15 protein-coding genes are annotated in these 11,420 nt (G+C 69.1%); 10 read left to right on the top strand and 5 right to left on the bottom strand.

What is annotated here, in order from left to right:
• The first annotated feature begins 183 nt into the window (after positions 1-183).
• From ACIBVP_RS31440 to ACIBVP_RS31425, 4 genes are read left to right on the top strand one after another with little or no spacing between them, the layout of a single operon-like run.
• Positions 184-1,092, top strand: a complete 909-nt coding sequence (locus ACIBVP_RS31440; RefSeq protein WP_396110009.1) for an ABC transporter ATP-binding protein — start codon at positions 184-186, stop codon at positions 1,090-1,092.
• Positions 1,085-1,945: a hypothetical protein gene (locus ACIBVP_RS31435; RefSeq protein ID WP_396110008.1), complete on the top strand. Its 861-nt coding sequence runs from the start codon at positions 1,085-1,087 to the stop codon at positions 1,943-1,945. Before ACIBVP_RS31440 ends, ACIBVP_RS31435 begins: the two co-directional genes overlap by 8 nt.
• Entirely contained in the window at positions 1,942-2,853 is a 912-nt protein-coding gene (locus ACIBVP_RS31430; RefSeq protein WP_396110007.1) for an ABC transporter ATP-binding protein, read from the top strand. Before ACIBVP_RS31435 ends, ACIBVP_RS31430 begins: the two co-directional genes overlap by 4 nt.
• A complete protein-coding gene (locus tag ACIBVP_RS31425; RefSeq protein WP_396110006.1) occupies positions 2,850-3,566 on the top strand; it encodes an ABC transporter permease in 717 nt (238 codons plus the stop codon). The genes ACIBVP_RS31430 and ACIBVP_RS31425 overlap by 4 nt, the downstream gene beginning before the upstream one ends.
• Here ACIBVP_RS31425 and ACIBVP_RS31420 read toward each other — a convergent pair.
• A complete protein-coding gene (locus ACIBVP_RS31420; RefSeq protein ID WP_396110005.1) occupies positions 3,563-3,823 on the bottom strand; it encodes a hypothetical protein in 261 nt (86 codons plus the stop codon). The two genes, ACIBVP_RS31425 and ACIBVP_RS31420, sit on opposite strands and share 4 nt — an antisense overlap.
• Before the next feature lie 157 nt (positions 3,824-3,980).
• On the opposite strand from ACIBVP_RS31420, the gene ACIBVP_RS31415 reads away from it, so the two are divergent.
• Genes ACIBVP_RS31415 through ACIBVP_RS31405 form a run of 3 tightly spaced genes read left to right on the top strand, consistent with a single transcriptional unit; the run spans position 3,981 to position 5,550 of the window.
• A complete protein-coding gene (locus tag ACIBVP_RS31415) occupies positions 3,981-4,850 on the top strand; it encodes a Scr1 family TA system antitoxin-like transcriptional regulator (RefSeq protein WP_396110004.1) in 870 nt (289 codons plus the stop codon).
• On the top strand, positions 4,847-5,002 hold the full coding sequence (locus ACIBVP_RS31410; RefSeq protein ID WP_396110003.1) for a DUF397 domain-containing protein: 156 nt from the start codon (positions 4,847-4,849) through the stop codon (positions 5,000-5,002). Before ACIBVP_RS31415 ends, ACIBVP_RS31410 begins: the two co-directional genes overlap by 4 nt.
• The gene (locus tag ACIBVP_RS31405) at positions 4,999-5,550 is read left to right on the top strand and encodes a hypothetical protein (RefSeq protein ID WP_396110002.1); all 552 of its coding nucleotides are present in this window, start codon (positions 4,999-5,001) and stop codon (positions 5,548-5,550) included. Before ACIBVP_RS31410 ends, ACIBVP_RS31405 begins: the two co-directional genes overlap by 4 nt.
• A 331-nt stretch (positions 5,551-5,881) precedes the next feature.
• Here the strand turns inward: ACIBVP_RS31405 and ACIBVP_RS31400 are convergent, their stop codons facing one another.
• Positions 5,882-6,979, bottom strand: a complete 1,098-nt coding sequence (locus ACIBVP_RS31400; protein ID WP_396110001.1) for an MBL fold metallo-hydrolase — start codon at positions 6,977-6,979, stop codon at positions 5,882-5,884.
• A 31-nt stretch (positions 6,980-7,010) separates the two neighbouring features.
• Here ACIBVP_RS31400 and ACIBVP_RS31395 point away from each other — a divergent pair, with 31 nt between their 5' ends.
• Positions 7,011-7,547, top strand: coding sequence for a GNAT family N-acetyltransferase (locus tag ACIBVP_RS31395; RefSeq protein WP_396110000.1), 537 nt, complete (start codon positions 7,011-7,013; stop codon positions 7,545-7,547).
• Between the two features lie 39 nt (positions 7,548-7,586).
• Here the strand turns inward: ACIBVP_RS31395 and ACIBVP_RS31390 are convergent, their stop codons facing one another.
• Positions 7,587-8,057, bottom strand: a complete 471-nt coding sequence (locus tag ACIBVP_RS31390; protein ID WP_396109999.1) for a DoxX family membrane protein — start codon at positions 8,055-8,057, stop codon at positions 7,587-7,589.
• Positions 8,058-8,309: 252 nt separating this feature from the next.
• Positions 8,310-9,737: an acyl-CoA synthetase gene (locus ACIBVP_RS31385; protein WP_396109998.1), complete on the bottom strand. Its 1,428-nt coding sequence runs from the start codon at positions 9,735-9,737 to the stop codon at positions 8,310-8,312.
• 72 nt (positions 9,738-9,809) lie between these two features.
• On the opposite strand from ACIBVP_RS31385, the gene ACIBVP_RS31380 reads away from it, so the two are divergent.
• Both ACIBVP_RS31380 and ACIBVP_RS31375 read left to right on the top strand, forming a co-directional pair.
• Complete coding sequence (locus ACIBVP_RS31380) at positions 9,810-10,280, top strand: nuclear transport factor 2 family protein (RefSeq protein ID WP_396109997.1); 471 nt, start codon at positions 9,810-9,812, stop codon at positions 10,278-10,280.
• 79 nt (positions 10,281-10,359) lie between these two features.
• Positions 10,360-10,827, top strand: coding sequence for a DUF1772 domain-containing protein (locus ACIBVP_RS31375; protein ID WP_396109996.1), 468 nt, complete (start codon positions 10,360-10,362; stop codon positions 10,825-10,827).
• A gap of 169 nt (positions 10,828-10,996) precedes the next feature.
• Here ACIBVP_RS31375 and ACIBVP_RS31370 read toward each other — a convergent pair whose 3' ends face one another.
• Complete coding sequence (locus ACIBVP_RS31370) at positions 10,997-11,401, bottom strand: MerR family transcriptional regulator (RefSeq protein WP_396109995.1); 405 nt, start codon at positions 11,399-11,401, stop codon at positions 10,997-10,999.
• Positions 11,402-11,420: the final 19 nt, after the last annotated feature.

Raw genomic sequence — 11,420 nt, 5'->3', positions numbered from 1 at the left:
GATCAACGCCTTCGCCATCACCTTCGGTGACCGCTGGCCGGGAGCCGAGACCTACTGATCAACAACGCCGGAAACACCGATCATGGGATAGGCCCGCGCGACTCGCGGGTGGGGGGAACTTCAGGGTTGGGTCAGGGTTTGGGCCGGATGTGTTGGGGTTGTCGGGGGCAATACTTTTAGTGCGTGCCACTTATCGAGACCACCGCGCTGCAGAAGCGCTACGACAACAAGGTGACCGCGCTCGCGGATCTCACCGTCGCGATCGAGCCCGGGGTGGTGGGGCTGGTCGGGGTCAACGGCGCGGGCAAGAGCACCCTCATCAAGCTCGCACTGGGGCTACTCGAACCGACCGCCGGGCAGATTCGGGTGCTCGGCCTCGACCCCGTCGCCGACGGCGACCGGGTCCGCGCCCGTGTCGGCTACATGCCCGAACACGACTGCCTGCCACCCGACATGATCGCGGCCGAGTTCGTCACGCACATGGCGCGCGTCAGCGGCCTGCCCAAGGCGATGGCCCGCGAGAGAGCCTCCGAGACCCTGCGCCACGTCGGTCTCTACGAGGAGCGCTACCGCCGCATCGGCGGCTACTCCACCGGCATGAAGCAGCGCGTCAAGCTCGCGCAGGCGCTCGTGCACGACCCGGAGCTGCTGCTGCTCGACGAACCGACCAACGGCCTCGACCCCGCCGGCCGCCGCGCGATGCTGGACCTCGTCCACCGCATCGGCACCGACTTCGGCATCTCGGTCGTCGTCTGCTCGCACCTCCTCGGCGAGATCGAGCGCATCTGCACGTCGCTCGTCGCCATCGACGCGGGCCGCCTGCTCCGTTCGGCCACGCTCGACTCGATGACGCAGGCACGCGACCTGCTCATGGTCGAGGTCGACGAGGACGCGGACGCGCTCGCGCGGCTGCTCGTGAGCCAGGGCATGGAGGTGCGCACGGACAACCGCGTCCTGTACGTCCGCTTCGAGGACGACGACGTGTACGACCGCATCCGCGACGCCATCGCCGACCTCGACCTGCCCCTGCACCGCATCGAACGTCAGCGCCACCAGGTCGCCGACCTGTTCCGGGAGGTGGCCAATGCCTGACACCGGCGTCATCCACGACATCGGCTACCAGCGCTACGAAGGCCCGCGCCTTGGCCGCGGCTACGCGGCGCGCTCGCTGTACGTCCACGGCGTCCGCTCCGCCTACGGTCTCGGCCGCAGCCCGTGGGCGAAGGTGCTCCCGATGGCCGTTCTGGCGTTCGCGAGCCTGGCGTCGCTGATCCTGGTCGTCGTCAACACGCAGCTGCCGACGCAGGTGATCGACTACGTGGGCATCGCGTCCACGTTCACCTACGCCGCGACCGTGTTCGTCGCGGTCGTCGCGCCCGAACTGGTGTCGGTGGACCTGCGCAGCAACCTGTTGCAGCTCTACCTCTCCCGCCCGCTGCGCAAGAGCGACTACGCGCTCACGAAGCTCGCTTCCCTCGCCACGGCGACGTTCCTGCTGTTCGCCATCCCGATGCTGATCATGTTCCTCGGCATGGCGTTCAACACCGACTCGGGCATCGGCGGCGTCTTCGACGAACTGGGCGGCTTCGCCCAGGGCCTCATCGCCGCCGCGATCCACGCCGCGCTGCTGTCGGCACTCGGCCTGCCGCTCGCGTCGCTGACCGGCCGCCGCGTCTTCGCCTCCGGCATGATCATCGCGTTGTTCCTGCTCACGGCCCCGATCTCGGGTGCGCTGCAGGCGTTCGGCAACGGCTCGCTGGAGTACCTCGGCGGACTGCTCGACCCGTCGAGCCTGCTCAACGGTGTCGACCAGTGGCTGTTCGGTCCTGGCATCGGCCTCGTCCAGACCGGTGACTACGGCGCCGTGTACGCCCTGGTCGCCGCGGCACTGACCGCGCTGGGCACGTTCCTGCTGGTGCTGCGCTACAAGAAGGTGAAGTCGTGACCGACATCGAACTCAACGGCGTCTCCCGCTGGTACGGCAACGTCGTCGCGGTCAACGACGTCACCCTGACCATCGGCCCCGGCCTCACCGGCCTGCTCGGCCCGAACGGGGCGGGCAAGACCACGGTCCTGCACCTGATGGCCGGGCTGATGGCCCCGTCGCAGGGTGAGGTCACGGTCGGCGGCCAGCCAGCGTGGCGCAACCCGGAGATGTACCGCTCTCTCGGCCTCGTCACCGAGCGGGAGAGCGTTCCCGGGTTCCTCACGGCCTGGGAGTTCGTGCTGGCCAGCGCGAAGCTGCACAAGCTGCCGAACCCGGAGGAGGCGGCTCGGAGAGCGCTCTCCATCGTCGAGTTGGAGGATGCGCAGAACCGCCGCATCTCGACGTACTCGAAGGGCATGCGGCAGCGCAGCCGGGTCGCGGCGGCGCTGGTGCACGACCCCGGGGTGCTGCTGCTGGACGAGCCGTTCAACGGCATGGACCCGCGTCAACGCCTCCACATGATGGAGTTGCTGAACCGCATGGCGGCCGAGGGCCGGACCATTCTGTTCAGCTCGCACATCCTCGAAGAGGTCGAACAGCTGTCAGGTACGGTCCAGGTCATCGTCGCGGGCCGTCTCGCCGCGTCCGGCGACTACCGGCACATCCGCCGCCTGATGACCAACCGCCCGCACCAGTTCACGGTCACCTCGTCCGACGACCGTCTACTGGCGACGGTCCTCATGGGACAGAAGTCGGTGTCCGGTGTGAGCCTGGAGCCGACGGGCGTTCTGGTGCAGGCCAACGACTACGGCACGTTCACCCGTGCGCTCGCCAAGCTGGCCCGCGAGCACAAGATCCGCATCACGCAGCTCATCCCCTCGGACGAGTCCCTCGAGAAAGTCTTCTCCTACCTGGTGGCGACATGAACCTGACGATCATGAGCCTCACGGCGCGGGCCATGCTTGGCCGCAAGCGCGTGCTGATGCTCCTCCCGATGCCGGTGATCCTCATCGGACTCACGCTCATCGGTGTGAACGCCGGCGGCGTCACCGACGCCGAGTGGGGACCGGTGGTGTTCTCGTCGCTGGGCATCAGCGTCATCCTGCCGCTGACGGCGTTGATCGTCGGCAGCAGCGCGCTCGGCCTGGAGATCGACGACGGCACGATCACGCACCTGCTCACGAAACCGTTGCCGCGCAGCGAGATCGTGCTGTCCAAACTGGCCGTGGCGTGGCTGGTGACCACCGTCGCGACGGGCGTGCCGCTGGCGGCGGCCGCGTTGATCGCGGGCTCCGGCAAGCTGGCGGTCGGCCTGGTGATCGGCGCCGCGATCGGCGGACTCGCCTACAGCGCGTTGTTCCTGGCGCTCTCGGTGATGACGAAGCGCCCGGTCGCGGTCGGTCTCGTGTACATCGTGCTGTGGGAGAACATCCTGGTCAGCTACGTCAGCGGTGCCCGGGTCTTCAGTGTCCGCCAGCACGCGACGGCCATCGCCGACTCCATCGGGAACACCCAGCTCATCGACGCGTCGGTGTCGATCGGCACGGCGTTGATCATGTCGGTGATCTTCATCGCGGTGGGGACCGTGGGCGCGACCCAACGCCTGCGCTCGTTCGCGCTGACGGGAGAGGCCAACTAGGACGCGTTCAGATGATGGCGGCCGGGCGCGACGTGCCCGGCCGCCGTTTCCTGTTGGTAGCGGGCGTCCATCTCGGTCACGACCGCGATGGACAGCTCCGCCATCGCCCGCATCGCGAGTGAGTCGAACACCAGCTCGCAGATGGTGTTCCCGCTGCCGATCATCACGTGCGCGACGTCGCTGCCGCTCACGCTGTAGCTCAGCGGAGTGCCTCCGCTAAGGTCCATCCACGTGCTCATGGCCAGGTCATGTGCCATCACGACATCCTTTCCGCTGGTAGCTTTGCCTTGTCGCATTGGCAGGCTATGGACAAGTCGGCAAAAGGCCTACCCGGTTGCGTACGCGCAACGGGTGACTTTTGCCGACGCCCGGTGACGCTATGCTGTTACCGGCCGACAACCACGGAGATTCACGATGGCCCGGACTCCGAAGGCACAAGCCCTCGGTGCGGCACTCCGGCAGGCGCGCGAGGACAAGGAACTGCTCCTGCGCGAACTGGCCGCGATGATCAAGAGGGATATCGGGGTGGTGTCCCGCTGGGAGACCGGTGACCGGACCCCCAAGCCCGAACAGGTCGCCCAGATCCTCACCAAGCTGGAGGTCGACGGCGAACGCTACGACGAGATCATGACCCTCGCCTACGGGACCAACGAGTCCCAGTGGGTCGCCATAACCCTCCCCGAACAACGCCAGCAAATGGCCGCCCTGGTCGACTGGGAGCAGCGCGCGACCAGAATCGTCGAAGTCGCCCCGCTCGTGGTTCCGGGTCTTCTACAAACAAGCGGATACATTCGCGGAATCATGACTGCGGCGGGCGTCCCCGAAGGTGAAATCGCCCTACGCGTCACATCACGACTCGGCAGGGCGGACGCCATCACCAAGCGCAAACCCGCCGAACTCCTGGTTCTCGTCGGCCAAGCCGCGCTCAATCAGGACGTCGGTGGTCGCGCCACAATGGTCGAACAACTCGATCATCTCCTTGACATGGCTGCCCGCCCGAACATTGAGCTGCGGATCGTGCCCGATCATCGCGGCTGGCATCCAGGGCTGGAGGGCTCGTTCATCCTCATCGATGCTTCCCGCCCTGCCTCCGGCAGGCGTGCGGCGGCGAAGTCCGCCTCTATCGTCTTTGTCGGCACTCGCCGATCGGAACTCATGCTTCATGAGGAGCAGGACGTGGCTGCCTATCGACGAGCGCTCGACCGGGTCCTCGCTGTTTCATTGGCGCCGGAGCCCTCCGCGAACCTCATCTCCCAAGTTAGAAGAAGAATGGAGAAAAAATGAACTGGCGGAAGTCGAGCCGCAGCGAAAACACTGGCAGTTGTGTGGAGGTTCGGAACACGCTCTCCGAGTTGCGTGACTCGAAGAACACGTCCGCGATCCTGCGCGGGGACGTCCGTCGCCTGGTGCGTGCCATCAGGGCGGGCCGGTTGTGAGTGAGCCCCGGGGGCCGCGCGCCTGGTTGACCGTCCTTTTCGGACTTCTGTTCGTCCTGGCGGCGACCGGGTGGGCCATCACCGGCTGGCGTGCCTTCGTCTTCGCGACCGTGGCGGCCGGGGTGGTGCTCGTCGTGCTCGCGGTGGCGAACGCGATCGTCGAGCACCGGCCCGGCCTCGTCCTGGTCACCGCCGCGTACGCCGGGGTGGGTGCGCTGATCACGGCCGTCGTGTTCGGGTTCGCCTACCTTGAGGAGTCGTGGACCTACGTCCGCGGCACTCCCACCGACGCACACGTCGTGAGCTGCGAGAACACCGACTGCGTGGCCCGCTGGGGCGACCAGACCGGCGAGGTCGAGTTGGCGTTCGACGACGAGCCCGGCGACACGATCCCCGTCCGCGCGCTCGGCGACGACGCGGTTCGCGAAGGCGGGCTCGCCGTGCTGGTCGTGGCGAGCAGCGGTGTGGCGCTCGTGTCACCGCTGCTCGTCATCGGCACCGTGCTGTTCGCGCGGCGGCACGGCACGACGTCGACGTCCAGCGCCTGACCTCCTCGGCGGCCAATGCCTGTTGAGCACCGGACCTGCCAGAATGCGGGCGTGGTCGTCGGCGGTCCCGCCGAGGCAACGTGGCCGACGACGGCGAACGTCTGGTCGTCGCCGTCAGCGGCGAGTTGCTCGCCGCGCTGTCCGCCGCGGACGACGCTCGCCTGCGCGAGGTGGCGTAGCCGTGGTCCCGAACCGAGGAGTTCGGCGGCCACGCCGACCCGTCCGACCTGGCCCCCGCCCTGACCGAACTCGCCGAACTCGCCCGCACCGCCAACACCCGGGGCGACCGCCTCTACTGCTGGGTCTGCGTCTGACGGCTCAGGCGGTCCTGTCACGCCACGGTGCGCCACCAGCCGTCCGGTGACGGCACGTCGTCGACGTCCAGTGCCTGACCCGGCCTGGGGATCGCGACCCGCAGGTCGTCTCCTGCCTTGAGCAGGCGCTCCACCGGCTCGGACCACGAGTGCATGGCCAGGTTGAACGTGGCCCAGTGCACCGGGACGAGCAACTCTCCGCGTACTGCCCGGTGAGTCTCGACTCCCTCTTCCGGTGTCATGTGGATGTCCGGCCAGTACGGCGAGTAGGCGCCGATCTGGATGAACGTGACATCGAACGGGCCGTATTCGTCACCGATCCGGCGGTAGCCGTCGAAGTATCCGGAGTCGCCGGTGTAGAAGACGCGGCGGTCGCGGCCCGCGAGCACCCACGACGCCCACAGTGTGCCGTTGCCGCCGGGGCGGAGTCTGCCGGAGAAGTGCTGCGCGGCGGTGGCGACGACCTCGACGTGACCGAGCGTGGTGCGCTCGTCCCAGTCCAGCTCGACGATGTTCGCCGGGGCCACGCGCCAACGCTCGAGGTGCGCGCCGACACCGAGCGGGACGATGAACCTCAGCGACGGCTGCCGGGCGGCGAGGCGCCGGATCGTCATCATGTCGAGGTGGTCGTAGTGGTCGTGGGAGATCACGACGGCGTCCAGGTCCGGCAGCTCGTCGAGCGCCCACGGCACCGGGTGCAGGCGCTTGGGCCCGAGCAGCGTGGAGGGCGACACCCGGTCGCTCCAGACCGGGTCGAAAAGGACGCGCTTGCCCTCGATCTCGACCAGCACGGTGGCGTGCCCGAGCCAGGAGACGCGGAGGCCGTCCACACCGGTGAAGTCGGGGGCGCTCTCGAGCGGCACGGGCTGCCGGGGGCGGCGGACCTCCTTGCCGAGGACGAGGTCGCGCATCGCGGCCGACGGCGGGGGCCCGGCCATGACCGTCTCGACGTCGTTGTGGAACCTGCCGTCCCGGAAGTGGGACGAGCGCCGCATGCGGGCGAGCCGCTCTCCCTGGGGGCGGCCACCGATCGCGGCGGGCACCTGCCAGCCGGCGCCGACCAGCGCGCCGACCGGCACCAACAGCGCCGATCGGCGCACGAGGTCTCTGATCACGCTCTCATAGTGCCCGTGATTTCCTGAGAGTGTGATCTCAGCGTTTCAGGAACAGCGGACGCTTGTCGGGGAGCGGGTGACGCTCGTCCCACTGGGCCCGGAGCACTTCGACGGCGAGTGGGCGATGCTGCGGGACGAGGAGTCGCGGCGGCTGACCGGCACACACGCGACGTTCACGGAAGGGCAGGTCCGGGCGTGGCTCGCGAAGGTGCGGCAGGCGGACGACCGCGCCGACTGGGCGATCCTGCACGACGGCGCGTTCGTCGGGGAGGTCGTGCTGAACGACCTGGACGAGGACAACCGCTCGGTCGGCTTCCGCATCGTGCTCGTGTCACACGCGTACGGGAAGGGGCTTGGCATGGAGGCGACGCGGCTGGCGGTGCGGTACGCCTTCGAGGACGCCGGCCTGCACCGGGTGCACCTGGAGGTGTTCGAGCACAACCCGCGGGCCCGCCGGGTGTACGAGAAGTGCGGCTTCCGCGTGGAGGGCGAACACCGCGACGCGCTGTGGTGGGACGGCAGGTGGCACAACACGTTCACGATGGGGATCCTGTCGACAGACCAGTGAGCCGGGCGCGGTGGGCGCCCGGCTCACTGGGGTCGGTTCTCAGCCACGGCGGCGGCCGTAGAGCACGAGCACCGCGCTCAGCAGGATCAGGTTCTTGACCACGAACTCACCCTCGGTGGTCAGCATGAGCAGGTTGCCGTCCTGGAAGGTGACGTCCGGCTGGGTGACCAGCGCGAGGAACGTCCCGGACAGGTGAGCGAAGAGCAACGGCAGCACGATGCGGGCTCCGCGCCCGAACAGCAAGGCCGTCCCGAGCAGCACCTCGACCACCCCGAGGAACGGCACGAACCAGCTGCCGGTAACACCGGGGATCCAGTCGACGGTGCTGGCGACGAAGTCACCGACGGGCGTGTCGTTCGTGATCTTCAACGCGCCGAACCACAGGAAGGTGATGGCCAGGGAGACGCGCAGGGCGGTGGCACCGTAGCGGCGGGCGAGGCGCTGGAAGAACTCCTCGGTGCGGGAGGTGGTTTCCTTCGGCTCGACGAGAACGGTCTGCTGCGTGGTCATTGTGTGTATCCCCTCAACTCGGTGATGCCACAATGTTCGCTGGCCGAACGGGGTGCCCGCGTCCCTCGGCGAGCGGCACCTGATCCGCCCCCAGCGACGTAAAACCAACCGGGCCCGTACTCCCCCGGGCGCACGCCGACGCTGAGCGACCCGGTCCGTCAGGCCAGGTTCGACCAGGTCAGCGGGCGGATACCGAAGTTGATCGGAGTGCACTCGAACGTCCCCGGCCGGGCCCGTGTCCGCGCAGCGCCGTCAGCCGTTCAGGGCTCGTTTCACGATCTTGCCCATCTCGTTGCGGGGCAGGCTCTCCCGGAAGTGGACGACCCTCGGACGTTTGTGCGGCGCCAGCAGGCGGGCCACGTGGTCGGCCAGTTCCGACGGGTCCGGCGCCTCGCCGTTCGGCACCACCCACGCGACGATCCGTTCGCCCAGGTCCTCGTCCGGTTCGCCGGTCACCGCCACCTCGGCCACCGCGGGGTGGTCCAGCAGTGCGTTCTCGATCTCGCCCGCGCCGATCTTGTAGCCGCCGCTCTTGATGAGGTCCGTCGCGCGGCGGCCGACGATCCGCACGTACCCGTCCGGGTCGCGGACCGCCATGTCGCCGGTCCGGAACCAGCCGTCGTGCATCACGGCCTCGGTCGCCTCCGGGCGGTTCAGGTAACCGAGGAACAGGTTGTCGCCCCTGACCTCGATCTCCCCGACCGTCTCGCCGTCCCACGCGGCCAGCTCGTCGCCGTGGTCGTCCACCAGGCGCAGGTCCACACCCGGCAGCGGCAGACCGACCGCGCCCGGCCTGCGGTCGCCCGAAGCCCGGACGCTGCAGTTCATGAGCGTCTCCGTCATGCCGTACCGCTCCACGACCCGCTGCCCGGTCGCCGCGGCCAGGCGTTCGTGGTCCGTCGCGGGCAGGGCCGCCGAGCCAGACACCAGCAGGCGTGCGCCGCCGATCGTCCCCGCCAGCTCGGGATCCGCCGCGCAGTCCTGGGCCAGGCGGTGGTACATGGTCGGGACGCCGAACATCATCGTCGCCTCGCCCGCCAGTGCCGCCCCCGCCGCCCGGGAGGAGAAGCGGCCGAGGTGGTGCAGCGTGCCGCCGCGGCGCAGCGGGCCGACCACGCCGACGATCAGGCCGTGCACGTGGAACAGCGGCAGCCCGTGCACCAGCACGTCGTCGCCGGTCCACTCCCACGCCTCCGCCAGGGCGTCCAGGTTGGACGTCACCGCACGGCGGGGCAGCACCACGCCCTTCGGTGGACCGGTCGTGCCCGAGGTGTAGACGACGAACGCCGGGGTTTCCGGGGACGGTTCCGGTGCCCGCGCCGGTGCCCGGTCCCGCGGTCGTGTGGGGACCGCCCGCCGGGACAGCGCTGCCAGGCCGGGTTGCAGGTCCGCGCCGGCCGCGGCCAGCAGCAGGTCGGGGGCGCTGTCGGTGACGATGTGGGTCAGCTCCCGTTCGCCGACCTTGGGGTTGATCGGCACCACCGGCACGCCGGCCACCAGCGCACCGACGACGGCCACGCACGTGTCCATCGTGTTGGTCGCCCACACCGCCACCCGGGTCCGCCCACGGAGGTCGTCCGCCAGCTCGGCCGCCAGCGACGACAGCTCGCCGTAGGTCAGCGCCTCCGCGCCGAATCGCAACGCCACGCGGTCGTTGCCGCTCACCAGGTCCGGAAACATGCCACCACTATCCATCGCGCCCCCGTGATCGGTTTCGAGCCCCCCTTGACCGGCGTGCCGCACCCTTGACCCATGGACCTTGCCGACCGCGCCGCCATCACCGACATCGTCACCAGGTTCGGCTGGTGCCTCGACCGGCGTGACTGGGACGGGCTGAAAGCGCTCTTCACCGACGTCGTCCACACCGACTACACGGCGCTGTGGGGCGGTGAACCGCAGGAGGCGGGCGTCGACGAGCTGCTCGCCACCGACAAGCAGGGCTCGTGGCGCCGCACCATGGACGGCCTCGAGGCCACGCAGCACCTGATCACGAACGTGCTCGTCGACACGGACGGCGACACCGCGACCGCCACCGCGAACGTCGTTGGCGTGCACCGGCTCACCAACCCGCACGGATCTCCACTGTGGACGGTCGGGGGCACGTACGACTTCCGCCTGGTGCGGACCGGCGACGGCTGGCGCATCCGGGCGATCAAGCAGGGCATCACCTGGGTCGAAGGCAACCAGCAGGTGCTGTTCCGGGCGGCGATGCGGGCCGCCTGAGCACCGGTCGTCCACGATACCTGCCAGGACGTCCGATTTCGGTACCGCTGACGGGATCCGGCCGCGTAGCGTCACGCCCATGGTGGTCCTGACCCTCGTCGTCGCGCTCGTGAACCTCGTCCTGCTCGGCGCGGTGTACGGCGTGTTCTTCGCGTACTCGAACTCGGTCGTGCCCGGTCTCGACCGCGTCGAGCACGAGCGGGCCGCCGCGGCGATGCGCGGCATGAACGTCGTGATCGTCAACCCGCGGTTCCTCGCGACGTTCGTCGGGCCGGTGGTCACCGCCGCCGCGACCGGGTTCTTGCTGCTGGCGCTCGACGAGACGACCGCGGCGCTGCTGTACCTGGCAGCCGCCGTCGTGTACCTCCTTGGCGCCCTGGTCGTCACCGGGCGCGTCAACGTGCCGATGAACAACGCGCTGGACGGCGGGTCCCTGAGCTGGTCCGAGTACGCGGCGCGCTGGCGGCGGTGGAACACGGTGCGCACGGTCTCGAGCATGGTGGCGCTGGTGCTGTGCGGTGTGGGCCTGTACGTCTGGGGCAGCTAGTGGGGTGTCCACCAACGTTCGCCGGGTTTCTCGGCGGCCCAGCGAGTACCGGGCCGGCGAGACAGCGTTGCCGATCCACCCAAGTACACCCAGTACGAGGGAGGATCGGCGCCTTGCCAGCGGAAACCTGGATCCACCGATAAACCCATCAACATTGGTGGACACCCCACTAGTGCCCGTGCGCCTCCGCCAGGGAGGCACCGGCCAGCCGCCTCGCGCGGCCACGGATGAAGGTCGGGCACTCGCGGACGTCCGGGTGCTCGCACGCCAGCCCGTGGGCGATGGCGGTGCGTGCCGCCTGGGCCTTCGCGATCCGTTCGTCCAGCTCGGCGAGTTTGCGTTCCGCCAGTTCGCGCCATGAGCCGCGCCTGGCCATGACCTGCTCGACCTCGCGCAGCGTGTAGCCGGTGTCCCGCAGCAGGAGGATCTCGCCGACCAGGTCGACCGTCGACGGCGGGTAGCGGCGCTTGCCGGACACCCGTTCGGGGACGGGAATGAGGCCGAGCGCCTCCCAGTACCGCAACGCGGAGGTCGCGACACCGGTCGCCTTGGCCAGTTCACCGATCGTCAACATCTTGACGTCAAGCCTACTT

It is taken from the genome of Actinophytocola sp. NPDC049390 (assembly GCF_044466355.1).
GTDB lineage: Bacteria > Actinomycetota > Actinomycetes > Mycobacteriales > Pseudonocardiaceae > Actinophytocola.
Note: the sequence above shows the minus strand (reverse complement) of the source record. Positions and strands in the feature narration are given on the sequence as shown.

Coding starts and splice junctions, on each gene's coding strand:
- ACIBVP_RS31435 (WP_396110008.1), top strand. CDS start 1,085: ATGCCTGACACCGGCGTCATCCACGACATCGGCTACCAGCGCTACGAA.
- ACIBVP_RS31425 (WP_396110006.1), top strand. CDS start 2,850: ATGAACCTGACGATCATGAGCCTCACGGCGCGGGCCATGCTTGGCCGC.
- ACIBVP_RS31420 (WP_396110005.1), bottom strand. CDS start 3,823: ATGGCACATGACCTGGCCATGAGCACGTGGATGGACCTTAGCGGAGGC.
- ACIBVP_RS31415 (WP_396110004.1), top strand. CDS start 3,981: ATGGCCCGGACTCCGAAGGCACAAGCCCTCGGTGCGGCACTCCGGCAG.
- ACIBVP_RS31410 (WP_396110003.1), top strand. CDS start 4,847: ATGAACTGGCGGAAGTCGAGCCGCAGCGAAAACACTGGCAGTTGTGTG.
- ACIBVP_RS31390 (WP_396109999.1), bottom strand. CDS start 8,057: ATGACCACGCAGCAGACCGTTCTCGTCGAGCCGAAGGAAACCACCTCC.
- ACIBVP_RS31385 (WP_396109998.1), bottom strand. CDS start 9,737: ATGTTTCCGGACCTGGTGAGCGGCAACGACCGCGTGGCGTTGCGATTC.
- ACIBVP_RS31380 (WP_396109997.1), top strand. CDS start 9,810: ATGGACCTTGCCGACCGCGCCGCCATCACCGACATCGTCACCAGGTTC.
- ACIBVP_RS31375 (WP_396109996.1), top strand. CDS start 10,360: ATGGTGGTCCTGACCCTCGTCGTCGCGCTCGTGAACCTCGTCCTGCTC.
- ACIBVP_RS31370 (WP_396109995.1), bottom strand. CDS start 11,401: ATGTTGACGATCGGTGAACTGGCCAAGGCGACCGGTGTCGCGACCTCC.